At 38.8% G+C, this 25,678-nt stretch carries 21 protein-coding genes and 1 tRNA gene; 14 read left to right on the top strand and 8 right to left on the bottom strand.

The features are described 5' to 3' along the window. Window positions 1–22 precede the first annotated feature (22 nt). On the top strand, window positions 23–910 hold the full coding sequence (locus MCBB_RS09520) for a C1 family peptidase (RefSeq protein WP_071907541.1): 888 nt from the start codon (window positions 23–25) through the stop codon (window positions 908–910). Between the two features lie 343 nt (window positions 911–1,253). Here MCBB_RS09520 and MCBB_RS09515 read toward each other — a convergent pair whose 3' ends face one another. The 4 genes from MCBB_RS09515 to MCBB_RS09500 all read right to left on the bottom strand — a co-directional run bounded on the left by MCBB_RS09515 (window position 1,254) and on the right by MCBB_RS09500 (window position 4,912). Further along, complete coding sequence (locus MCBB_RS09515) at window positions 1,254–2,357, bottom strand: inositol-3-phosphate synthase (protein ID WP_071907540.1); 1,104 nt, start codon at window positions 2,355–2,357, stop codon at window positions 1,254–1,256. A 308-nt stretch (window positions 2,358–2,665) separates the two neighbouring features. Continuing rightward, a complete protein-coding gene (locus MCBB_RS09510) occupies window positions 2,666–3,109 on the bottom strand; it encodes a small multi-drug export protein (protein ID WP_071907539.1) in 444 nt (147 codons plus the stop codon). A 128-nt stretch (window positions 3,110–3,237) separates the two neighbouring features. Continuing rightward, window positions 3,238–4,110 (bottom strand): hypothetical protein, encoded by an 873-nt coding sequence (locus tag MCBB_RS09505; protein WP_231916350.1) that lies wholly within the window; start codon window positions 4,108–4,110, stop codon window positions 3,238–3,240. A 259-nt stretch (window positions 4,111–4,369) separates the two neighbouring features. Then, complete coding sequence (locus MCBB_RS09500; protein ID WP_071907537.1) at window positions 4,370–4,912, bottom strand: hypothetical protein; 543 nt, start codon at window positions 4,910–4,912, stop codon at window positions 4,370–4,372. Window positions 4,913–5,105: 193 nt separating this feature from the next. Between MCBB_RS09500 and MCBB_RS09495 the strand changes: the two genes are divergently transcribed. Further along, a complete protein-coding gene (locus MCBB_RS09495) occupies window positions 5,106–5,996 on the top strand; it encodes a hypothetical protein (protein ID WP_171899126.1) in 891 nt (296 codons plus the stop codon). Between the two features lie 370 nt (window positions 5,997–6,366). Beyond that, window positions 6,367–7,761, top strand: coding sequence for a DUF11 domain-containing protein (locus tag MCBB_RS09490; RefSeq protein ID WP_071907535.1), 1,395 nt, complete (start codon window positions 6,367–6,369; stop codon window positions 7,759–7,761). A 159-nt stretch (window positions 7,762–7,920) separates the two neighbouring features. Here MCBB_RS09490 and MCBB_RS09485 read toward each other — a convergent pair whose 3' ends face one another. The 3 genes from MCBB_RS09485 to MCBB_RS09475 all read right to left on the bottom strand — a co-directional run bounded on the left by MCBB_RS09485 (window position 7,921) and on the right by MCBB_RS09475 (window position 10,437). Then, window positions 7,921–8,409 (bottom strand): TspO/MBR family protein, encoded by a 489-nt coding sequence (locus tag MCBB_RS09485; protein WP_071907534.1) that lies wholly within the window; start codon window positions 8,407–8,409, stop codon window positions 7,921–7,923. Between the two features lie 106 nt (window positions 8,410–8,515). Then, entirely contained in the window at window positions 8,516–8,992 is a 477-nt protein-coding gene (locus MCBB_RS09480) for a pyridoxamine 5'-phosphate oxidase family protein (protein ID WP_071907533.1), read from the bottom strand. A 50-nt stretch (window positions 8,993–9,042) separates the two neighbouring features. Next, complete coding sequence (locus MCBB_RS09475; protein ID WP_231916349.1) at window positions 9,043–10,437, bottom strand: MBL fold metallo-hydrolase; 1,395 nt, start codon at window positions 10,435–10,437, stop codon at window positions 9,043–9,045. 195 nt (window positions 10,438–10,632) lie between these two features. Here MCBB_RS09475 and MCBB_RS09470 point away from each other — a divergent pair, with 195 nt between their 5' ends. The 7 genes from MCBB_RS09470 to MCBB_RS09440 all read left to right on the top strand — a co-directional run bounded on the left by MCBB_RS09470 (window position 10,633) and on the right by MCBB_RS09440 (window position 21,863). Continuing rightward, the gene (locus MCBB_RS09470) at window positions 10,633–11,631 is read left to right on the top strand and encodes an ATP-binding cassette domain-containing protein (RefSeq protein ID WP_071907531.1); all 999 of its coding nucleotides are present in this window, start codon (window positions 10,633–10,635) and stop codon (window positions 11,629–11,631) included. Window position 11,632: 1 nt separating this feature from the next. Further along, window positions 11,633–12,397, top strand: coding sequence for an ABC transporter permease (locus tag MCBB_RS09465; protein ID WP_071907530.1), 765 nt, complete (start codon window positions 11,633–11,635; stop codon window positions 12,395–12,397). A 110-nt stretch (window positions 12,398–12,507) separates the two neighbouring features. Then, a complete protein-coding gene (locus MCBB_RS09460; RefSeq protein WP_071907529.1) occupies window positions 12,508–13,344 on the top strand; it encodes an MBL fold metallo-hydrolase in 837 nt (278 codons plus the stop codon). A gap of 754 nt (window positions 13,345–14,098) precedes the next feature. Beyond that, a complete protein-coding gene (locus MCBB_RS09455; RefSeq protein ID WP_071907528.1) occupies window positions 14,099–15,463 on the top strand; it encodes a transglutaminase domain-containing protein in 1,365 nt (454 codons plus the stop codon). 503 nt (window positions 15,464–15,966) lie between these two features. Next, a complete protein-coding gene (locus MCBB_RS09450; protein ID WP_145976036.1) occupies window positions 15,967–18,582 on the top strand; it encodes a transglutaminase domain-containing protein in 2,616 nt (871 codons plus the stop codon). 348 nt (window positions 18,583–18,930) lie between these two features. Next, window positions 18,931–20,832 (top strand): YhgE/Pip domain-containing protein, encoded by a 1,902-nt coding sequence (locus MCBB_RS09445; RefSeq protein WP_071907526.1) that lies wholly within the window; start codon window positions 18,931–18,933, stop codon window positions 20,830–20,832. Between the two features lie 311 nt (window positions 20,833–21,143). Then, a complete protein-coding gene (locus MCBB_RS09440; protein WP_071907525.1) occupies window positions 21,144–21,863 on the top strand; it encodes a hypothetical protein in 720 nt (239 codons plus the stop codon). A gap of 386 nt (window positions 21,864–22,249) precedes the next feature. Here the strand turns inward: MCBB_RS09440 and MCBB_RS09435 are convergent, their stop codons facing one another. Next, on the bottom strand, window positions 22,250–22,471 hold the full coding sequence (locus tag MCBB_RS09435; RefSeq protein WP_071907524.1) for a TRAM domain-containing protein: 222 nt from the start codon (window positions 22,469–22,471) through the stop codon (window positions 22,250–22,252). A gap of 505 nt (window positions 22,472–22,976) precedes the next feature. On the opposite strand from MCBB_RS09435, the gene MCBB_RS09430 reads away from it, so the two are divergent. From MCBB_RS09430 to MCBB_RS09415, 4 genes are all read left to right on the top strand, one after another. Further along, on the top strand, window positions 22,977–23,558 hold the full coding sequence (locus MCBB_RS09430) for a hypothetical protein (RefSeq protein ID WP_071907523.1): 582 nt from the start codon (window positions 22,977–22,979) through the stop codon (window positions 23,556–23,558). A gap of 131 nt (window positions 23,559–23,689) precedes the next feature. Further along, entirely contained in the window at window positions 23,690–24,349 is a 660-nt protein-coding gene (locus MCBB_RS09425; RefSeq protein WP_071907522.1) for a CRISPR-associated protein Cas4, read from the top strand. Window positions 24,350–24,434: 85 nt separating this feature from the next. After that, a tRNA-Gln gene (locus MCBB_RS09420) sits at window positions 24,435–24,506 on the top strand. A gap of 25 nt (window positions 24,507–24,531) precedes the next feature. Beyond that, window positions 24,532–25,668, top strand: coding sequence for an ATP-grasp domain-containing protein (locus tag MCBB_RS09415; RefSeq protein WP_071907521.1), 1,137 nt, complete (start codon window positions 24,532–24,534; stop codon window positions 25,666–25,668). The last annotated feature ends 10 nt before the right edge of the window (window positions 25,669–25,678 follow it).

Raw genomic sequence — 25,678 nt, 5'->3', positions numbered from 1 at the left:
CAAGAAGGAGTGAGGTACAAAAATGGATGAAATAAATGAAAAAGGAATGGGATGGTTTCCAGATATCCCTGATAGGCGAGATCTAACCCTTGAAATTGAAAAAAAGAAGAACGACAGAATAAAAGACATGGTAAATGAGTTAGGTATCCAAGAACCTGTAACTGGAATTCCAGATAACATGGATCTAAGACAGTGGTGTTCTCCTGTGGAGGATCAGAAAAGTCTTGGGTCATGCACTGCAAATGCAGGTGTTGGTCTGCTTGAATACTTTGAACGCCGGGCCTTTGGTAATCACATAGATGCTTCAAGGCTTTTCCTCTACAAAAATTCCAGAAAGCTTGCAGGACTAACTGGTGATACTGGATCTTACCTCAGAACAACCATGGCTGCTTTGGTTCTCTTTGGAGTGCCACCTGAAAAGTACTGGCCCTACACAGATAAAAAACCAGATTTTGATGTAGATCCAGATGCCTTTTGCTATGCATTTGCTGAGAACTACAAAACGATTCAGTACCTGCGATTGGATCCTCCCTCAACATCTACAAACACCCTTTTGGATAGAATAAAAACAAATCTTACAGCAGGCTTGCCCTCCATGTTTGGTTTCACAGTTTACGATTCAATATATGATGCAGAAGCTGGGAAGATACCCTATCCATGCAGTGGAGAGAAGGTTGCAGGTGGTCATGCCGTAGTTGCAGTGGGATACGATGACAGTGTTGTGATCGAAAATCCAAAATGTGGAAAAACAAGCAATGGCGCCCTGTTAATCCGGAACTCATGGGGAAAGTCATGGGGAGACGAGGGTTATGGATGGCTGCCATATGACTACGTTCTCAAGGGACTGGCTATTGATTGGTGGACACTTGTCAAGGCGGATTGGGTTGCAACTGGGGAATTTGGCCTTTAAAATGAATATATTTTCTGAAAAGGGGTTTTTTTTATCATTTTTTTATTTTCAATCCTTTTTTTAATCTTTTTTCCATATTTTTTATTTTAAACAAAAATTTTAAATAACCCATGAAAAGATATCAAAGGATATTTAAACATTTAAAAGATATTTTAAAGAAATAAAACATTTTTTATTAAAAAATAAGTTTTAAAATGAACTAAAATCAAATTAAAAAGATTGATAAATTATGGAGATTGACAAAAAGGTATAATAATTAATTTTAAGAATTAAAACTAATTAAAAATAGTTATTCATATATTTTAAGATGTAAAAAAAAGTTTAGGATACAAGAGAGGGAGTTTTATCTCTCCCTCTTCCCAGCAATAAACTCCTCAACCATGTTACGGGCCACATCATCTGTGAACTGTTCTGGTGGATGTTTCATTGTGTAGGCTGAGATTGAGGTGAGCTGTCCGCCTATTCCCCTTTCAAGTGCCAGTTTACAGCATCTTATGGCATCTATAACACAGCCTGCAGAGTTTGGTGAGTCTTCAACGCTCAATCGAAGCTCTATGTTCATTGGAACATCTCCGAAGGTTTTACCCTCCATTCTGAGGAAGCAGAGCTTGTTGTCCTGCTGCCAGGTCACGTAATCGGATGGACCAATGTGGATGTTCTCAGGTTCAAGCCTTTCAGCCAGAACAGCCTGAACAGCCTCAGTTTTTGACTCTTTTTTAGAATCCAGCCTGCTCCTGTTGAGCATGTTCAGGAAATCGGTGTTTCCGCCTGTGTTCAACTGGTAGGTTCTCTCGAGCTTCACTCCTCTATCACGGAACAGGTTTGCAAGTGTCCTGTGGGTTATGGTTGCACCGATCTGCGCCTTTATGTCATCACCAACTGTTGGTATTCCCTTTTCCCTGAACTTAGCATCCCATTCAGGATCGCTAACCACGAAAACAGGCATGTTGTTGATGAACGCAACACCAGCTTCAAGTGCACACTGTGCATAGAACCTTGTTGCATCTTCAGAACCAACTGGAAGGTAGTTTAGAAGTATCTCTGCTCCACTTTCCTTTAAAATCTTTATTATTTCATCCTTTTCATTCTCTGCTTCATCTGAAACAACGAATGTATGGTCCTCTTTAAAATCTGCCATGTGTGGTGCCACACCATCAAGTACGCATCCCATGGATACTTCAACACCACTTTCTGGTACATCCTCACAGAAAACAGTTGTACAGTTGGGTTTTTCGAATATGGCTTGGCTCACATCCTTTCCAACCTTCCTCTTGTCGATGTCAAAGGCAGCAACCACCTCTATGTCAGAGGGTGTGTAGCCCCCTATATCCCAGTGCATCAGACCGATGACATCCTGGGGATCCCTGTATTTGTAATAGTGTATTCCCTGTATGAGGGAGCTTGCACAGTTACCAATACCAATTATCGCTATCTTTATCTTTTCCAATTACTACACCTTCTAAAACACCGTTTTAAAACGTTAATTGTGATATATCAATCTTATTTCAAAATTAACATAAAAATTCTGTCTTTCATAAGCTTAATTAGGTCATATTAAGTTCTCTTAAAACTACAATTATTGTATTGTACTATTAAAGGTTTCGATCAACTTCCATATTAACCTTTTCCATGCTTAAACTATTAAACAGGCTGGTTTAAGGCCTTACATTCCCTTTTTTCTAAAAAATTATTTTCACAGATATTTGAATACTTTAACAGCATAAAAGAAGATGTTCTATATTAATAAACGTTAAATCATTTTGAAAGTGCTTCAAAACTCATCAAACCCATTATTCCTGCTGCAGTCAGTCCTACGCTCCATATGATTATTCCCAGGGACATCCATAGTATCAAATTGTCTTTCCTGACCCCAAAGGTAATACCTACTGCAGTTCCAAGGGGAGCACCAAAAAGCAGTGGAGATAACAATCCCAGACCCACAACTCCATATTTATTCCAGACATCATGGATCCTCCTGGTTTCAAATTTTTTATCCTCTCCATATCTCCATGCAATGAATCTGTTCCTGATGGAATCTCCTAAAAACGCCACTATCAAAACAGCTAAAATGGAACTGGAAGCTGATACTACAACGATTAAAATGGGATTTAACTTGAGTGCAATTCCCGTTGGAACTGCAAGCCAGAGTTCCACGATCCCGCTTATGAAAACAAGTGTAATGTTTGTAAAAAGGTCCACAGTTTCATTCTCCTATTGCCTTATCATTATAGATCTTAGGTTATTTGTTAGGTTCATCCATCTATATTTACCTTTAAAAATAGGGGTGTATATTAGGGACTGGAATTTCCCTAAAGAACACTTCCAATTCAAATAACAACAATGGCGACAAAGGCGAATAACAACCACAAGAGAACTGTGATCAATGTACTCTTCCATGGAATCCTTCCAAATTCCATTTTATAAGTTTTTGAACCAACGTACCAGCTGAGAATTATGAGAACCATCAGAAGTATGCTGTTAACGATTCCCATCATGTTCAATGGATTCTGGTACATCACGTAGATCCACATAAGGGTTGTGATGATTATTCCCAACCAGATCAGGGGTTTAAGAACTCCACTTACCTTAACTGTTATTTCACTTATTTCCTTTGATTTTCTGGCCTTCACAAGCATTGCCAGAAGCACCATGAGTGATCCGAGCGCCATTATTATTCCTAAAAATTCCAGAAACAGTGTTGTAATGGGCTTTGCAAAGAAAAATTCCTTGAGTAATGGTATGGTCACAAGGGCTGTCAGAGACTCTTCAATTGGAAAGGATTCCATATCTCCAATTGCTATGGCGTACTTTCCTTGGTTGTTGGTGTTGAACACCCTAACGTAGTAGGTTCCAGAAGGCAGGTTTTTTGTTGCCTCAGGCCCCTTGAGGTAGTAGTCCCCACCGAACTCTTCGAAGTACGGCTCCCACTGGGCATCTGTACCGTTTATGAGGAGTATGCTTTCACCACTTGAATTGAGAACTTCTGCTGAAACAAGATTTGCACTTATGCCTGGACTTGCAGGTACAAGAAGGTTTATGTAAAGTTTAAATGGTTTGTCTGAAGTTATCTTGTAGTAATTGGGGCTTTCACTGAGTTTTCCATAGAATGCCTGGGATATTTCTGGGTTTTCCACCACAATTGCATTTTCGTAGGTTGCATTTTGACCCACCTCAAGGCGAGGTTGGTGGGCACTGACCATTGAAATGGATGCAAATAAAAAAACAAAAATCACCGCTAACAATCCAAAACCGTGAATTTTTGAATTTTTTGTCATGGTTATATTTATGGTACTACGAATTATTTAAATTTTGCATATCCTAATTTTTGCAGTTTTTTTTGCATGATTTCCCTATTTAATGACTACACTTCCATATTGGGATATGATAAAAAAAATCAGAATGTGAATATGGGCTTGATTTCATTTGAAAAATACCCTTAAATATCATTTTATTTCTCTTTTAGGACATGATAAGATCGATCATCTGTTTGAACATTTCATCTGAGCCTTCTTCATCACTTAAAACAAATGCAAGTTTGCTCGTTAACTTTCTTCTGTGGGTATCATCCTGACTGTTAACCAGCAGGTAAGTTTTGTTGAACACGTTGTTTAAATTAAGGTTGGGATCGTTCATGCTTTGAAGTTTTCGATTCATGGCCCTTTTTATTTGATAACAAGCTTCCAGGGAATCTTCTGGAATATCGCTTCCAAATTTTTTCATTAAAATGTTCATATTTACAATGTCCCGTTTCACGAGACTGAAAACAACCCCCTCTGACCTTATGGACTGAATACGCTTTTTTCCTTCGTATATATTAAAATCATAGCCCACAATTTCCACTTTTTCCTCTTTCAAGAGGTTCATAATGTTTTCATTTAAAGCTTTGCTTGATATTTCCCTGTTAGTTCGGGCACATACTGCATCTAAAATTTGTTTTTTTGACAGTTCCTTTTTTGCAAGTGTTTCAATAATTAGATCCCTTACTTTTTGTTCAGTTTCCATTGAACAACGCCCCTCATATTAATTGTGTGAATATATGCACCCAATTCATTATTAAGCTTTATGGCACTGTGAAAACTCAGCAAGGTATACAAAATTTAAGGGAGGGATGTTAAGATTGTCCCAAACTAGTATTAAAAAAAATTTAATGGCATTTGGAATGATGATGATATTTGCAACTATATTTTTTATTTCAATGCCAAGTTCAGAGGCACACATTCTAGTGGTGGGTGATGCAAGAGGTGACACACCTTACATGCACAATGAAGCTGCTGCAATAACCTCTCAACTTCAAAGTAAAGGTTACAAGGTTGTAAGTCTCATTGGAAGCAGCGCAACCACTAAAAATATAATGAAGGGAATGTACAACGCAGATGCCATCATATACGTTGGTCACGGTGCGTACATAACCGGACATTACAACATGAAAGGTGGAGCAGCAACAGGTCCATATGCCCTTTACGGTTCAAATGATTACATATGGGGTGTTGGAAACCAAATGCGTGAAGGATGGTACGGTAAAACATTCACACCTCCGTACAAAAAGGGTATTCCCGTAATATTATTACACACTTGTTTCTCAGTGGGTGACGTGCAGGGTACCAGGGTTGCAAATCCAACCCAAACAATATACGACTTTTCACGTATGTTCCCAAATGCAAATTACTACGCAACCTCTTGGAGTGGTGGAGAAATAGTCACAGACTTCCTTGGAGGAGCTACAAACTTTGCGGATGCAAACAGCAAAAATTACGAGGTAATCAAGCAGTCAACAACCTACAATGGTGTTCAGGTGTGGCATAACACCAATGGACATGCTGCATTTGTAGGTAACTGGGTTGGAACATTCCCAACTGCTGCTCAGACAAGTTCTTATGATGATGCTGCCGCAGAGAAGTGGTATCAAAGTACAAAAGGTACAACAGCATCTGCTGTGAAGTACAAGTACGTTAAGAAGTACCTGTACACCAAAAAAGTGGTAACCAAGAAGAAGGTTTACTACTACAAAAACCATCACAGATACGTTAAATACAAGAAAGTGATTAGTTACGTGAAGGTTTATAAAACAATCAAAGTAAGGGTTTAAGAATCTCTTAAATTCTTATTTTAAATCCCTTTTTTTATTTTAAATCCCTTTTTTAGATAAATTCAATCTAATCGTCTATCTTTTTTTAAACTTATTTCTAATGCAGCTTATGGTGTAACTGCAACCATGATTTTTCTGTTGTGGGAGGTACACTTCACTTTTTTTATTAAAATTGATTCATATAACCTTATTAATCTGACAATTTTTTTGGGAATATTCGGCTCCTATAAAACAATTTTGTTCTCATTTTAATTCACAAATTATTTATTATAATCTTTCCATAATAGTGATTATAGTCACAATATATGAAATTCATTCATATACGGTGGTGACAAATGTCACAAACTATGTAAAATAGGGGGTGAAATTAATGTATAGGAAGCACAGGCGTCCTGCATTTTTATTACTGACGGTATTCTTCGTAATATGTGCTGCTGGCGCCGCCGCTGCTCAGGAAGCTGTAGACGTAAACATTACCAAGACTGCACCTGATACTGTGGTTGCTGGTGACAACATTACGTATAATATAACCGTCACTAACACCAACCCTGATGAAGATGCTCAAGCCGTTACATTGGTAGATGATGTGACTGGTAAACTCGTTGATCCCCAGTACTCTGTTGATGGGGTGGATAAAGGTTCGTGGAATGGTACCCACATCTGGGATGTTTTACCAGCGCAAACTTCTGTTTTGGTGAAAATTTGGGGTCAAGTGAATCCTTCACAACCTGCTGGGCCTTGGTTGTACAACGATGCAACTGTTTTCTCAGCAAACGATCCAAATCAGGACAACAACTATGCTCATACCTGGACATTGGTATCTACCGCAGCTGATTTAAATATTACCAAGACTGCACCAGATACTGTTGTTGCAGGTAATAATATTACTTACGACATCGTGGTCGCTAACAATGGACCTTCTGATGCTCAAGCTGTTACATTGGTAGATGATGTGACTGGTAAACTCATTAATCCACAGTTCTCGATTGATGGAGTGAATATGGGTTCTTGGGGTGGTGCATATGGTGGTTCATACGTTTGGGATGTGTTAGCAGCGCAAACTTCTGTTTTGGTGAAAATTTGGGGTCAGGTGAATCCTTCACAACCTGCTGGGCCTTGGTTGTACAACGATGCAACTGTTTTCTCAGTAACCGATCCAAATCAGGACAACAACTATGCTCATACATGGACATGGGTCTACACCTTAGCTGATGTTTACGTCCAGAAGACTGCTCCTGCTAACGTGACTGCTGGTGAAAACATTACCTACAACATCGTAGTCGGTAACAATGGACCTTCTGATGCTCAAAACGTTACTGTGACGGATACATTGGATTCATGGCTCAGTGGCGCGACCTACACTTTAGATGGTGCCGATATGGGTTCTTGGACAGGTTCCTTGAGTCTTGGTACTCTTGCACCTGGTAAATACGTCACCATAATTATAACAGGTCTTGTGAATGCTACTGCACCTGCAGGTTCTCTTATTGGAAACACCGTGTCTGCCATTACAGATACTTCTGATCCATTCATGGATAATAACACTGCAAGTACTGTGACTGGTGTGGTTACTGCAACAAGTGGTGGTGAAGGAGTACTTCCACCTATTAGTGGAGGAGAAGCTGTAACAGAAGAACCTTTATCTGGTGGAGAGGCTGTTTCTGCTGAAACTATTCCAATGGAAACCACTGGTTCACCAGTAACTTTACTGGTAATGGCACTTCTCGTGTTGCTAGCAAGTCTGTCTGGTATTAGAAGATCCTAAAAAAGAGAGTTTTGGGGTTCAATTCCCCATTTTTTCTTGTTTTAGAGATATAAATTTTTTTTAAAAAATATATTAAAAAAAAATCTGTTTTTGTGTATACACTGCATTTTATATCCCTGCCGTTGATTCCAAACTCATTCCAAAGTTAAATCCAACCTTTTATGGATTCAACAGGTAAACTGTGTAGTTGAGGTAACTTGCTATACTGACCCACACTATATAAGGTATTAAAAGCATTCCTGCTGGTTTTGAAATCACGTAGAATGCTATGATGTTTGCAAGTATTGCAAGCCATAGCACAAGGATAACACCAAAAGCTCCAAGCAGGGAGTGGAAGCTGAAAAACACCACGGACCAGAGAACGTTAAGTGCGAGCTGCACTGCGAATATAAGAACTGCAAATTTAACATCCTTCCTCTGCCAGCCACTTCTCAAAACCAGGAATAATGCAATTCCCATGAGCAGGTAAAGTGTTGTCCACACCGGTCCAAAAACCCAGTTAGGAGGTGCCCATAGTGGTTTTGCAAGTGACGCGTACCATACGGGTATCTGTGAAATCGTGGCTTGAGAACCTAAAAAACCTGCAAAAAGAACAATCAAAATGGATCCAGCGAGCATTGGAATTTCCTTCATTTTAAATCCTTCCATTTTTTTCACCCCTTTTTATAACTTCATTTTAAATTTATTTTTTTAAAAAAACTTAAAAAACTGAATTCAGTATATCATTTCCATATTGATTAAAGATCCCCTTCTATTAATCCCTATTTTTAATTCCAGTTATGCTTTTCACATCTACAAGCTTCCAGACGAATGATCTGTCCTCCTCGATAAGGTACTCAAGTGGATCATCTGGAGAATGTCCAAGTGCAGCCATGACATGATTTGAAAGGTTTTTATCATGTATAAGTTCAACAAAGTCTTCCTTAACCTTCCTCTTTTGGACTACATCATCCACCTCAAGGATAGTGCCCTGAAGTGTCACGAACCTGTAATCTGAAAGGTCTTTGGAGTATTTTTCTATCTCAACAGCCACGTGTGGATTTTCCCGAAACAGTTCTATCTTTTTACCGTAACGTGTTGAGAGAAAATAAATAAAATCTCCATCGAAGACATAGATAAAAGGTGCTATGTAGGGATATTTTCCTTTAAATGCAATTCTGCCCACATAACATTCGTCTATCAGTTCATCATACTCGCTTCTTGTCATTAAAGGAATTTTTTTGATTTTCATGTTCCACCACCTTGATTCGCCTATTCCGAAATCATTCACATCCTTGAAATTCAATCCCCTGAAGTGGGATAACCTGCCATTTTCCAGGCCATAATGCTGCCAAGAACATTTGTAACGTCAAGGTAACCATTAATTTTAAGTATGGATGCTGCAACTCCAGCTTTGTAACCAGAATCACAATAAACAACAATTTTTTTATCCTTTGGGACTTCCTTCAGATTTTTTTCAAGAATTCCAAGGTAAATGTTGTGAGATCCTCTTATACGTTCCTCTTCCCACTCCCATTCCTTCCTGACATCAAGGAGGAAGATTGAGGGATCTTCCATTTCTTCACGGAGTTCATGCACGGAGCAAGTTTTAATGGTTTCTGTTGGTCCTGCAGATTTGAACCACGATGAAAAACCGCCTGAAAGGTATCCATATATATTGTCGTAGTCAAGACGAATCAGGTACCTCTCAACACCATGGATTCTGGATCCATCCTGATCAACCAGAACTATGGGGGTTTTGTAGTTTAAAAACCACCCTGCAAATGCAGGAATTCCTTCATTCCATATGTTGAGTGTTCCGGGTATGTGTCCGCCTGCAAAGGATTCCGGATCCCTGACATCAACCACCTGAACACTTTCAAACATCTCCTGAAGTTCTACAGTTGAAATGGATCTAAGCTGAGGAAGTCTGCAAAGGATATCCACACCCTGCTGGTTGTTCAACTCCATCCTCTTGAAGTAGGGTGGAATGTAGAACCTCTCAGCCACCTTGTGTTCAACGAACTCTTTTCTGGTCTTCTGTAGAAGTGGGTTGGTCTTTTTTTCGTATCCCACAGTTGTAATATCCACGTCCCGTATCTCAGCCCCACAGACTGAACCTGAACCATGGGCCGGGCAGATGATAACCCCCTCTCCAAGGGGGAGTATCTTTTCATGTATACTGTCATAGAGGGATCCAGCCATTGCCTCCACTTCTCCAGGGCCGTAGATATCACACCTTCCAACTTCCCCTGCAAAAAGAGCATCTCCTGTGAAGACCATGTAAACATCGTCTGAAGCATCCTTATCTTTAACCGTGATTGAGATGCTTTCATTGGTGTGTCCTGGAGTTTCAAGAACCTCCAGTTGGAGTGATCCAATTTCGAAGATGTCCCCTTCATGTGCAGGATTTCCATATTCAAAATCAAGACCAGCACCATGATGTATCTCTGCATCAACAAGCTTTGAAAGTTCAAGGGATCCAACGGTATAATCTTCGTTTCTATGGGTTTCAAATATCAACTCAACGTTCATATCATGCGCCCTTGCAATGTCGAGGTAGATATCAACATCCCTTCGGGGGTCGATGACAGCTGCAGCTCCTTTGGATCCTATAAAATAAGATTTGTGGGACAGTCCTTTGGATTTCACAATTTCAAATATCAAATTCAAACCCTCCAGTTCAAGTTGATTCATATTTGAAGCAATTCAATCCATCACAATCTTTATATTGTGTTCTCCTACTTTAATTATTTCATAATAAAAAAATATTACAACCCTAGTTCATATTTTTGTATTAAAATGAATATATATTATTAGTAAAATGATGTATGGTTTATTTGAAATCGAATAATATCTGAAGTATTTATCTCAAGTTACTGAGGTGTGATAATGGATTACATCATAGAAACCGACAACATAACCAAGGAATTTGATGACTTCGTGGCGGTGAATGGAATAAACCTCAATGTTAAAAGGGACAGTATACATGGCGTGCTGGGCCCCAACGGTGCAGGTAAAACCACTCTCATCTCCATGCTCTGCACCATACTGCGCCCAACATCTGGAACTGCAACGGTGAACGGTTACGATATAGTTAAAAATGCCAACGAGGTCAGAAAATCCATAGGAATAGTCTTCCAGGCAAGGGCTCTCGATGATATTCTTACGGGCCGTGAACACCTTGAAATGCATGCAGCACTTTACGGTGTTCCAAGGGATGTTAGAAAGGATAGGATCGAGGAGATACTTGACCTGACACAGCTTCAGGACAAAGCCGACGAAATGATAAAGACCTACTCTGGTGGAATGAAAAGAAGGCTTGAAATAGGCAGGGGACTTATACACTACCCTAAAGTGTTGTTTCTGGATGAACCAACCCTTGGACTCGACCCTCAGACGAGGGAGAGCATATGGGAGTATCTGCAGAACCTCAACAAGAAGGAGGATGTCACGGTTCTTCTCACAACCCACTACCTTGACGAGGCAGACAAACTCTGCGACAAGATATCCATTATAGACCAGGGTGAGATAATAAAGTCAGACACACCTCGAAACCTTAAAAAAGAGCTTAAAGCGGATATAATAACTGTCAAAGTCGACGATGAGGAGCGTTTCGTGTCCCTGGTTTCCAAGCTGGACTTTGTAAGTGACATCCACAGGATCGATGGTGAGGTGAAGCTCATGGTTGAAAGTGGTGAAAACCTCGTTCCTTCAATTGTGAACTTGGCAAATGAGAACAGCATATTCGTGAACTCCATAGAACTGGAGCACCCAAAACTCGATGATGTTTTCATACACTACACAGGAAAGTCCATAATCCATGGAACAGCCAGGAAGGGCAAAACCAGGAAGGGTGGAAGGTTCAACATACTGAGCAGGAGGCGTTAAAATGGGAGAATTAGAGGGAATATACACCATATGGCGCAGGGAAAATACCAGGTTCCTCAGGTACAAATCCAGAATCGTAACATCAGTTGTAACGCCCCTACTGTGGCTTTTGATATTCGGCACGGGTTTAGGTTCAGCAATGAGGTTCGGGGGAATTGCAGGGGGTTATCAGACCTTCATATTCCCCGGAATAATAGGAATGACCATATTATTCACGTCACTCTTCTCAGGGGTGTCTGTTATTGTGGACAGGCAGTACGGTTTCCTTAAGGAAATGTTCGTTGCCCCAATATCACGTTCATCCATCGTGTTTGGTAAGGCACTGGGTGCAAGTACAACTGCAATGATACAAGGAACTATAATCCTGCTTCTGGCATTCATACTACACATTCAACTCACTGTGCTTGGTTTCATAGCAGCCATGATCATCATGATCATCATGTCACTGGGACTCGTGGGAATAGGACTCTTCATATCTGCATTCATGGAGAGCATGGAGGGATTCAACCTCATAATGAACTTCGTTGTACTGCCAATGTTCTTTTTAAGCGGTGCACTCTTCCCAATAACCAGCCTGCCAGAATGGCTTAAGATAGCGGTTTACATAGACCCACTGACCTACGGTGTGGATGCCCTTCGCTATGCAATACTTGGAGCATCCTCAATACCTATCTACATTGACATAGCAGTTATAATGGTATTTGCGGCCCTAATGATAGTTATTTCTGCATATGCATTTACCAAAAGGGAACAGGGGCTCATGTAAAACTCCATTTCACTATTTTTTAATATGTCTTATGATTAAATCTCTAAAGATTAAACCCATTCTAAAAAAAATATACTTTAAATCTTTTTAGTGCCTTTTAGGAGAGTAATATGAAAGTAACTTCGCTCATTGATGATGAATGCCAGAACAGTGGATTTGAAGGTGAACATGGACTCTCCCTTCTAATTGAATGGAACGATAAAACCATACTCTTTGACACTGGAGCCACAGGAAGGTTTGTAGATAACGCAGAGAAACTTGGAATTGATATTGGTGTTGTTGATGTTCTGGTCATCTCACATGGCCATTACGATCATGCTGGAGGTCTTGAAAGGTTTTTCCAGGAGAATTCTAGGGCTCAAGTCTATATGGCTGAGGGTGCTGATCTGAACCACTACTCCAAAGATCCAGGTTTTCCCTACAGGTACATAGGAATTGATAAAAACGTTTTGAATAAGTACAATGATAGAATAACATTTTTAAAGTGTAAAACCAAGATAATGAACGATGTTTATATTTTAAAGGAATTTAAAAATGAATATCCCATTCCAAAGGGTAACAGATACCTTTACATGGAAAAAGAGGGCATGATTCTTAACGATACTTTTGATCATGAGATTGTGATGATTTTAAAGGGTGATGACGGCCTGGTTGTTTTCAGTGGCTGCTCCCACAGGGGCATACTCAATGTGATGGAATCCGTCAATGAAGAGTTTGGAATACCTGTGAAAGCTGTTTTTGGTGGTTTCCATTTAATGGGAAGACCTTCATCGGGTATGGTGGAAGAGGAGGGAGATATCCTTTTTACAGCTGAAAAACTTTCCCAGTATAAAATTGAAAGGATTTACACTTGCCACTGCACAGGTAAAAGGGTTTATAATTTTTTTAAGGATGTTGTTGGCACTAAAATAAAATATTTTTCAACTTCAGATGTCTCGATCATTTAGACATCTATTAAATTCATTAAAACTTTTAATATAATATAAGGGGATCACTTTAGCTTGCAATCATCAATACATTTAATGAATATTTATAATTATTGATTTAAAGTTAAATTTGAAGTTTATATATGATTTTAGGATTAAATTAACTTTTTTTATTTTTTTAAAGATATTTCCACATTTTTTTAGCATTTTTAACAAAACTAATTAAATAATACTGATTTTAACTTTAAAAAAAAGATTTTAACTTAAATAGCTCAATGATCTTTATTTTTTTTGCAGCCTAAAATAAAATCTTGATGAGCTGGATTAAAATGGTATATTAACCTTTTTAAAGGCTATTCTATCTAAACAAGAATTTTTTAAATATTTTTTTGGAAAAAATAAAGAAATACAACTTTTTTGATGGATCAAAATAGCTAAACCTTAATAAAAAACCTTTTAAAAGGACTTTTTTTCCTTGAAAACGTTTTAATAATGTATTTTTCCTGAAAATAGGGAATCCTTATTGGAATGGATGACATGTCTCATAAAAATCCTTTTTAAATAAGTTTAAAACTAAAAAAGAGTTCTTAAATCATTTTTATTCTAATTTTAAATCAAAATATTTATATATTTTTAGATTTTAGAGGATATACTTGTCCAGAATTAAAAACCATTAAAATTAGGTTTGGTTTAAGAGGGATTATTAAGGGACTACATATAGGTTCAGGGTTCTGGATGTGGAGGCGATAGAATCAGACGAAGATTACTGTTGACAATGCTGCTTGTTATGTGCATGGTATTGTCTAATGTAAGCGGCATATTTGCTGAGTCGTTAAGCAATCAAACAAATGAGAACTTAACAAACTCAACTGATGCCCAATCGTTAACAGAAAACTTGACAGGGGATTCAAACACCACTGTAGAAGATACACAAAATACAACCACCTCCAATACATCTGAAAATTCATCTTTGAATGAAACTTCAGATGGATCTGAGGGACTAGACGTGAAAAATGTAAATTCTAGCTCTGAAAATTCTAATGAAGAAAATAACTCAAGCAATTTGAGTAATGTTGAACTAACAGCTACAAATGGTAACAATTCCAGTGCGATCTCAATTAGTAGTACTAGTAACAATTCAAGTGTAGCAGCAGGTAGTTCAACCAGCACAAAATCAGTAAAAAGTATCACATTAACAATTGCAAGCATTAAAGATGCAGCAAAAAGAGTTGTCGCATATGTTGCGGCTCACAAAGTGCTGCCAAATTATGTTACAATTAGTGGTACGCAGATACAGATGCCTGAGTTTTTGAACTTACTTGTAAACGCTCTTTTAAAAATCAAAAGTGGAAAGACCACTTCTGTGACCAGCTATAACTACACTGGTCCATCAACATCAGTAAAGGGTGTTACAAGTGCCAAACTTTACTCTTCAGAGTACCTTAAGATAGCTAGTTATGTGGCATCTTTCATGAAGTCCAACAGTAGAGCTCCAAACTATGTTTCTTCTTCAAAGGGAAAGATAGGATACAGTTCCTTGATATATATGTACTCTAACATACTGAGCTTTACAAGTACCAAGGGGAGGCTTCCAAAATACGTTACAGCTAAATATGTTGCGGTGGATTCAGCAAGTAATTCAACAACTACAACAAATTCCACAACTACAATTCCTGCAGCTTTAGCTAAGTATTTGAAGGCCACGACTAATTGTCAGTCGACTAATGCTCAGATAGTGGCTTTATCTAAGTCTATTATTTCAAGTGCCGGTGCAACTACTACGTATGCTAAGGCAGTTGCTATATTCAATTGGGTAAGGGATAACATAGGTTATTCATTCTACTACAACACCAAGTACGGTGCGGTAGGTACATTGAAAGCCAAAACAGGGAATTGTGTTGATACAAGTCACCTTTTGATAGCTCTTGAGAGGGCTGCGGGTATTCCTGCTCGTTACGTGCATGGTTACTGCAAGTTCTCAAGTGGAAGCTGGTATGGACATGTTTGGGCTGAGATATACGTTGGTGGTAAGTGGTACAGTGCAGATGCGATAAGTTACAGAAACAGTTTCGGTGTTATAAAAAATTGGAACACAGCAACAGCAACCATATACGGTAGGTATGCTTCACTGTCGTTGTAATTTTCCCCTTATTTTTTTTAGTAAGCCCTTTTTTAGGATTGATATCATCGCTGTGATTTTTTAATCATTTCAATGCAAAAAATAATAAAAAAGCCCTTTATGTAATTTTAAGGCTCTTTAAATGGATTTTTTTAGGATTTACTCCATTAAATTAAAAACTTAGAGTTGAAGTGGAGATAATTGCAGTATAAATCTATTTTAAGATTTATTTAATCTAAAAAATAGGCCTTTACATATCTTTTTTTAAAAAATAAGGTAATAGAAAGGGGTTATTCAATTGAAGGGTTAATCCCAAGATAAAGACATATTTAAATTCCTTTTTTTCTTAAAATAAGCTCTAACTTTGACTTATTTCTAAAAATAACAAATTAAGAGAGGATACTTGAAACTCGACATGTTAAATCCATTTAAGGAAGCTTTAAAACTAAAAAAAGGCTTAGTGATATTTTATTATTGAATTTCAAATCGAAATTTTTATATATGCTCCATTTTAGAATTTATGGTTGTCCAGAAACTTCTTTCAGACCATAATATCTGAGATGTACATTTCAGTACATGGGTCTGAGTTTCAGGGAAGGTCTGGACATGGAGGCGGTATAATTAAGCGAAATTTGCTATTAGCAATGCTGCTCGTTATGAGCTTAGCATTGTCCAATGTAGGTAGCATATATGCCTATTCATTAAGTGAAACTGTCAGTGACAACAACACAACTAACGCACAATACTCAATTGAAAACGCAACGAACTACACAAACACAACAGACTACACAAACACAACTACGAACAACACAAACACAGAAACAACAGAGAATCTGACGGTAAACACAACTGCATCGGTTAATACCACCAATAAAACCAGTGATTCTGGAATTAACAACACCACAGCAAGTAGCACGGTTTTAAACAGTTCAAACAATGCAACAGCTGCAGCTGGAGAGGATTACAGTAAGATACAGGGGATCTGGGTTTCAAGTGCAGATGCACTAAAGGTGAACGTGACCCAACTACTCAGTATGGGTATAACGGACATCTACGTGAAATGCAACATATACTCGGACCCAACGTACAAAACCCTTCTCTCTCAAGTCGTGCAGACGTTCAATGGTACTGGAATACGTGTGAATGCATGGGTAACCTGCTTCAAAGATGCCAACGGAAACTGGATAGATCCACAGGGAACCTACACATCCACAGTCACAACTCCAGTAACAACTTCAACCAAGGTAGCAGTCAAAAACTACTACAAGTCATGGTACAAGTCCTACTACAAGTCCTACTACAAGTCCTACTACAAGTCCTACTACAAGTCATGGTACAAGTCCTGGTATAAATCATGGTACAAGTACCGAGGACACTGGAAGTACAAGTGGAAATCCACATTGAAGTATGTGTGGAAGTACACATGGAAGTACACATGGAAGTACACATGGAAGTACACATGGAAGTACACATGGAAGTACACGACTAGCTACAAAACAGTCACAACAACGACTTACACAACAAAAACAGTCACAGCTTACAACACAACCCACAACGACGAAGTTATAAGTGCTATTGCAGACATGGTTAAGAACTATGGAGTTGATGGTGTAAACCTTGACTACGTCCGCTATCCAGGAACAGCCTACAAATATGCCAACGGTACAGATGCAATAACATCATTTGTTGCAGATGTTTACAGTACCGTTAAGAGTATAAACTCAAGTGTGGCAGTTTCAGCAGATTTAATGCCTGAAGGAGCTGCAAACGCATATTACTACGGGCAGGATTATGCCCAGCTGTCCCAGTATCTGGATTACCTTGTCCCAATGATCTACAAGGGTAACTACAACGAGGATACTGACTGGATAGGAGATGTGACTGCGTACATAGTCAAGTATTCTGGTGGAAAACCAGTTGTTGTAGGAATTCAAACCTATGAATCTGACAACAACGTAACAAAACTATCTGCCAGTGAACTGAACCAGGATATACAAGCCGCAATTGATAATGGAGCATCAGGATATGTTCTATTTAGATATGGATTGATAGATGATGGATTCTCTGGATACACAGGGAATATGAGCTCAGGGAGCTCAGGAACCACTTCAAGTGATAATTCAACCGAAGGAAATAACACTTCAATCAGTAACAATACAACCATAAGCTTAGCTGACATTGAAGATGCAGCAACAAGAGTTGCAAACTATGTTGAAGCCAATTACAGGTTACCAAACTACGTAACGATTGGCAGTCAGAACATAGACATGTCGGACTTCCTGAACCTGCTTGTCAACGCACTACTGAATATCTACAACAACGATACAGATGATGTAGTACTTGGCAACTTCACACAAGCTACCAATTCATCTGAAAATGTGACGGCTGGAAATATTTACACCACAGAGTACCTTTCGATGGCTAATTCAATAGCCTCATACATGGCACTCAATGGTAAGGCTCCAAACTATGCTTCATCAACCCTTGGAAAAATGGGATTCGAATCCCTTGTGTACATGTACTCAAAGATCCTTAGATTTGATGACAGCAATGCAAGACTTCCAAGCTATGTTGGTGTAAAAGCATGGAGTGCTGTGACAACCAACAGTACATCAAGCAGTAGCTCATCAACCAGTTCAACTAGTTCAAGCAGTAGCTCCTCTAGTACAGTTTCAGCAGCATTAGCACAATATCTAAAGGCTACAACCAACTGTCAATCAACCAATGCTCAGATAATAGCTTTATCCAAATCTATTATCTCAAGTGCCGGTGCAACTACTACGTATGCTAAGGCAGTTGCCATATTCAACTGGGTAAGGGATAACATAGGTTATTCATTCTACTACAACACCAAATACGGTGCTGTTGGAATGTTAAGTTCCAAATCTGGAAACTGTGTTGATACAACCCATTTGTTGATAGCTCTTGAGAGGGCTGCGGGTATTCCTGCTCGTTACGTGCATGGTTACTGCAAGTTCTCAAGTGGAAGCTGGTACGGACATGTTTGGGCTGAGGTATACGTGGATGGTAAGTGGTACAGTGCAGATGCAATAAGCTACAGAAACACATTTGGTGTTATAAACAACTGGAACACAGCAACAGCAACAATATACGGTAAATATGCGTCTATATCTTTCTAATTTTTCTTTTTTATTTTTTTTAATAGGGTAACTTATTTTAAGAATTAAGCTTCAACATTCCTTTTACAATCTATTGAGGATTCTCCAACTTCAATGAACTTCATTCTTTCTAAAAATTGTGATTATGAAAAAATTAATTGAAAAATCAATTCAAAAGTAGTGCGATTATGTATGTTAATGGATTTTTCAAGGAAGCCTGACCATCATGAATTAACTTAACGTAGGTTATTAAAAGACAAACCTTTTTATAGGATGAGAAGTAACATCTTTACTTCATGCATTTATAAGCATTTTATTCTAATAAATTAACCTTTACACTTAACTTTCACAATTATAAGGACGGATTTAATGATAAGAGGAGCAAGAGAAATCTTTAAAAGGGACATTAGGGCTATTGTAAGAAGTCCTGTTGTTATGTTCGTTTTGGCAGTGATTATTCTGATACCTTCACTCTATGCTGTGTTCAACATCCAAGCAACGCTGGATCCCTACGCTCACACATCAGATATAAAGGTCGCAGTTGTAAACGAGGATATGGGTTCTAAATTTAATGGAACACAGTACAATCTGGGAAACGAATTTGTTGATGAGTTGAAAAACAACACGAACTTTGACTGGCAGTTCCTTGATAAGCAAACTGCAATGGATGGACTTAAAACTGGGAAGTATTATGCAGTCATAATAATTCCAGGCAACTTCACTGAAGATATATTATCAATCAAGACATCTGACCCTCATCAAGCCCACATGGAGTACATAGTCAACGATAAACTGAATCCTGTAGCTCCAAGGATCACCAACGCTGGAGTGGATGCAGTTCAGGCCAAGATCAATGATGAAGTCGTTAAAACAGTTGATGGGATCATATTTGGTAAACTCAGCGATGTTGGGGAGCTTGCCAAGGCAAACAAGGCACAGTTCCTTAAAACCAAGTCAATGGTCAACGAGCTGAATGGAAACCTTGGGGAGATTGATTCGTCACTGGACCAGGCAAATTCAGATATGACAACAGTGAACAGTGTATGGTCTAAGGTAAGTACAAATTTACCTCAGATAAAGAGCAACGCTGATTATGCTAAGTCCAAATCAGATCAACTGGCAGGTTACATTGGAAACGACCCATCAAAGGCCCTTACAACGGTTCAGGACATGGAGGTGAAGGTCAGTAACCTCGTCACTGCACTGAATTACATGAAAGCCATCTTAACCAGTCTCTACAATTTAACTGGAGATCCTCAGCTAAAAACGATCATCACTCAAATTGATGGGGATATTACTGAGGCAAATCAGGCCCTAACAGTTTTGAAGGCTGCAGAAGCAGATCTTAAGAGTACAGGTACAACCACGAGACTGAGCCAGTTGAAAACTTCAATAGACCAGATGGACAGTGCGGTTAACGCTCTCTACAACAATCAGGGAAAAATAAACTCTGCAATCAGTGAAGCTTCAGCAAAATTGGGTCTTGCCAACTCCCAATGGCCAACCTTCAGAAGTGCCATCCAAGAGGCTGCAGCCAAACTCAACTCCGTGAGTGAGTCTGATCTTGACAGTTTGATCTCACTTTCTGAGGTGAATCAGACTGGAGTGAAGAGTTACTTCGAAAGTCCTGTTGATCTAGAAAAGGAACACATTTATCCGGTGAAAAATTATGGGTCTGCACTTGCCCCATTTTACATACCCATATCCTTGTGGATAGGTGGGATAATAGCAGTTGCAATGTTAACCATGAGGGTTAAATCAAGGAAAAAATACCACAGTACCAGTGTTTACATGGGAAGGATGGGAGTATTCTTAATAATAGCTATATTACAGGCTCTTGTTGTTGGAGTGGCAACCCTCTTTTTGGATGTACAGATTTCATCCAAAATACTCTTCATACTCACTACTCTGTACATCAGCCTGTGCTCCATGGTGATCATATATTCCATGACGTCTGCAGTTGGAAACGCTGGAAAGGCCCTTGCAATCATAATACTGGTCTTCCAGATCACGGGAACAGCAGGTATATTTCCATTGGAACTCTTACCCTCATTTTTCCAGGCCATACATCCATACCTGCCCTTGACCTATGCAGTTGGGGCCCTCCGTGAAGTTGTAGGTGGAGTTTTATGGAGCAGTTTCTGGTACAACATAATACTCTTAACAGTGTTCCCTGTGGCGGCATTTATCCTAACCCTAGTTATTAAAGAAAAAATGGATAAACGTGCACAGTGGATGGAAGATAAGCTTGAAGAGAGTGGATTGTTCTAAAAACAGGAATTGAGAGGAGATCCTTTATCCTCCAATTTTTCACTTCAAACGATGCATACATTCGACAAAAACTATTCCAACCTCCAACTACTTTTTTTTGATTAGTTATCAAACCAGCATGGTTTTATCACGGAATACAAAAAAATATATGATTTGAAGAAGATAAATTCAAACAGATCACGTGGGATCTGGTTGATAGAATGAGGATCAATAAAGCCCTAATTATCGGAGTTTTATTCATAATTTGCAGTTTAATTACTTATTTTGCTGAATTTTCAAGTTTAACATCTATTCTATCGTCTGCTGTTGGCATGTTCCTTATTTTAACTGGTCTTTTTGAGATGAAAGATTATGAGAACAGAACACTTTACCTGTTGGTCGTGGCAGTACTGGTGGCAATTACCATTGTATTGACCTACACTCAAATATCCTCAGTTTACATTGGAAATGAGTTGATTGATTATATATGTGTTGTTTTAATTTTAGCTGTACTTTTATGGGCAGCTTATGCTTTCACCAGGACATGGAAACTCTTTGATGGGAAACTCAGTTATCTTAGGGTTTTGGTTGTAGTTCTACTCTTGGGGGTGATGATCTTCCTTGAGGTTCCTGGAGCACCTCTTAACTACCCCACCTACAATGGTTCTTCCACAAATCAGACCAATCTGGGATCATTTGAAAATCAATGGATTTCTTTTGATTACCCTTCAAACCTAACAGTGGAAGATGCTTCCACAAGTGACCATGCTGAAGTGTACATCTACAATGGATCAGAACAAATAGGTGAGATAGTCAGTGGAAATGGAACTATAACTGATTTTATTTATTCAAAGGGTTTCACAAAAACCACGGTAGCTGGAAGGGATGCGGTGATAGGTAATCTCACAACGAGTGAGAACGGTACCTCTGAAGGGACTCTGGTGTCCATATCACTAACCAACACCACTACCCTGGATATAAACTTTGAACCCAACAATGGAGCAACCCTCAAGCAGATCATCGGTACCCTGTCCATCAAGAAAACAGGGTGATCCTATCTTTTAAGTTCTTAAATTTTCGTTTTTCATGATTTTAAGAAAAAAATAGGGAATCATTTAGATCTAGTTTTTCAAAACTCCATTCAAAGTTCTATAAATGAACCAGTAGATCTATAGGTGTTGATAGATTCATGGCAATTTTTATCAACTTTTCAAGTCCTAATCTTTGAGATTAATTCGTAGAAATGTTGTTGAGATGCATTACTTCGTTATAGTATAATTTAACGAAATAAAATTAAATAAAAAACAGATTGATATGTAGTTATAATTTATTTTAAAAAAAATTTAGTGAGAGAAAAAAAAATTCGTGAAAATTAATGAAATTAATAAGAATTAATTTAAGAATTTTCAAGAAAAATCAGTGAATAATTCAAGTGTGATTATTCTACTACTTCAGCAAAGCCGAAATTCCTTCTTGTAGAAGTGATCCTAATTTTAACTTCATCGCCAACTTTAGCGCCTGAAACAAAAATCACAAAACCTTCTATACGGGTAATTCCGTCTCCGTCTCTACCTAAATCTTCAATTTTAACATCGTATTCTTCCCCTTCATTAATAGGAGCGGAATTTCCTCCATCATTACCGTAGTTACTTCCGAACATTTAATATCACTTCCAATTTTTAGCCATGAGACTAATGCCCCAGACTTATTAATCATTGATTTCCCGAGTATATAAAGTAATGCAATTACCTCCATTTTTATTTCCAAAAACTGGATTTTTCCCTAATTTTCCAGATGGGTTTCAGAATTTTTTCAAAAAAAATATCATCAGGTACAGCATGGATGGTTGTGTGGCGGATGTATGATGAAAAATGAATTAATTATGTATAATTGGCTGCTGATGCTATGTTTTAAGATGTGGCACTGTTACCGTGCTTAAGCAAACTATTCCCTACATAATCATCCAGGGGTATAGGTGGGATCTGTGATTTAGTGGAAAGAAATCAAAAAACATAAAAGTATTCCACTTCAATATAAGATTCATTCTACATTAGAAAATCTATGAAAGATATAAAGAAGTTAATTATAAAAGCTTTGATCTAGATACATTCTAATAGAATTTAAATTGCTTTTTATAACTTTAAGTTGCAATTGGAGTAATCTTGATGGTAAGGGTAATAAAATCAGCTGTTAAATGCTATAAAAAGAAGACCAAGAAGACGGTTGGGGGAAAAACTAAGATCTATGAGTACAACCAGTACCTCATCCCTCTGAAAAAGTCTGATGACCTGGAGTGTAGTGAAGATGTTTTTATACTTTCCCAGAAACAGTTAAATGAGATAACTGGAAGGGAAGTGTCTGATTTAAACCAGTACTTTGAGGATATCATGGCGTACCAGGGCAATGTGGAGGAGTATGAAAACACCATTGCAGAGATGGAATGGAAGAAGAGCGAACTTTCAAAATCCTACCAGGACCTTGTAACCAAAAATGCAAAGACCAACAAAAAGCTGAAAATTGAATCTCAAAGGGCAAAAGACCTTGAAGAGACAAACCAGAAACTTCTTAAAGATATTGGGGCCAAAAACAGGGAATATCAGGATCTGAAGAAGAAGTACGACTTCGAGCTTGAGAAGAACAAGGTCATGGAAGAGGAGATCAACCAGAAAGATAAGGATATATGGTCATCCTTGAAAAGCCGCCTTGGAAGTAGCGTTAAGAAGGAACAGGATGAAGAGGGCAAATGAACCTATTTTTAATCCTTGTTTATTTTAACTTTCATGTTACAGATCCTTAAATCTTTAAATTATTAACCCATCACTATTTAACTCATTAATTTTACCCTATTGAAATAAAAATTTAACAACAGTGGGATACTATGAAGTATGGAAAACCTATTTTTGACCAGTCAAAACTCAAAATAACTTCAGATAAAAAGTATTTCCCAATAAGCTGGCTCAACACTCAGGGCTTCTGTGAGTACTGTATAAAACTTGAGTACCACGATGAGATCAAGGTGGGTCCAACCAAGGCCATGCTCAAGGGAACCCAGGAACACTCAGCACTTGAAGCCAAATTTTTAGAGGAAGCTGAAGAAACAACCTTTGAAGAGATGATGGAATCATCAAAAACAGCAGAGATGCTCTCAAGGGAGATGTGGGTTGAATCAGAAAGTTACGGTATCAGGGGATACATAGACGAGATCTGGATGACCCCAGAGGAGTTCGTTATAATAGATGACAAACCAGGTCAAAGGGCTTATTCTTCAACCATAAACCAGGTTTACGGTTACTGCCTTGCATTCAAGGATATAATCAATGATGACCGAAGGATAGTTGCGTCCCTGAGGCAGAGGGGTACCGACAACATATTCTGGGTAGCACCCTTCGACACCAGGGTTGAGAGGGCAACCATAGAACTTGTGGAAAGGGTTCACAGACTTCTTAACGGTGAAGAAGAGTTCATACCAACTAAAAATGCGAATAAGTGCCGGAGCTGCAGGTTCAAAACCCACTGTGATATGAAATGCGAGTTCTGATCCATTAAATTGGCTTCGATAAATTTAAATAGGATGTTCATCTAAGAGGAAATTACCGTATTGATGCGGTCTTTTCTATATTTTCAGTCCCGTAGGGTAGTGGTAATCCTTCTGGTCTTTGGAACCGGAGACAGCGGTTCGACTCCGCTCGGGACTACTTTAAATGATAAGCAGGTAATTTTATGGAAAAAGTGCTTGTTGTAGGTTCAAATACAAGACCCGTAGCTTCTTCTTTTAAAAAACTCGGATACACGGTTTACGCTGTTGACTACTTCTACACCGCGGATCTTATAGAAGCTTCAGATTACAGAAGATCCGTTCTATCACCAGATCCCTACCTTTCATCTGGAAACTTTGCAGAGGACTTCCAACCCTCACTACTCAAGGATGCTGCAGATGAATTCGTGGATGAGGTTGACTTCATAATCTGCACATCCGGTGCATCACCTGAAGACTTTCCAGGGGACAAGATCCTTGGGAATAAACACACTGCACCTGTTGAAGATAAATATAAACTTTACAAGAGACTCAATGGAGATTTCAAAGTTCCTGAAACCTATTTGGTGTCTAATGTTCATGAGGCCATTGAAGTTGGGCTGCATAATCCTGAAAAAAGATTCCTCCTGAAACCCCTATCTGGATCAGGGGGTGTTGGTATCATGAACCTTGATGATGCAGATGAAACCTGTGATATGGGGGAGGCTCTCCTTCAGGAAATCATTGAGGGTGTTTCTGTGAGTGCATCTGTGATGGCAGGTGAAGAGGGGGCCCAAACGATCCTGACAAGCAGGCAGATCATAGGTGATGTGGAACTGGGGCAGCTTGAACCCTATGGTTACTGCGGAAACCTAGCACCATACCCATTACCCCATGAGGTTGGACTGATTGCAGAGGAAGTTGTTGAAACCCTGAAACTCACAGGTTCCAACGGTGTGGATATGATAAGAAGCCACGATGAAACCTATGTCATAGAGGTTAACCCCCGCTTTCAGGGAACCTTCGAATGTGCTGAGGCATGCCTTGGGTTGAACATGGCGGAAGCCCACATGAAGATGTGTATGGGGGGTAACTTCAACGTGCCAAAACCCAAAAACTTCGCAGTGAAAAAAATCATCTTTGCAAAGGAACGTTCCCTCACAGAAAGAATGGATTTTCAGGGGGTTTACGACAAACCTCCAGTGAAAACTGTTGTTGAGAGGGGTGAGCCCGTTTCAACGGTTGTTTCATGGGACAAGATCCTTGAAAATGCAACGATCTCTGCAGATGAAACAGTGAAGAGGGTTTACTCTTCATTAATCCCATTTAATTCAACGTGTTGAGAAAAAATTA

The organism is Methanobacterium congolense (assembly GCF_900095295.1).
Taxonomy (GTDB): domain Archaea; phylum Methanobacteriota; class Methanobacteria; order Methanobacteriales; family Methanobacteriaceae; genus Methanobacterium_C; species Methanobacterium_C congolense.
The sequence above is the reverse complement of the archived record's forward strand: the minus strand, read 5'-3'. Positions and strand labels throughout refer to the sequence as shown.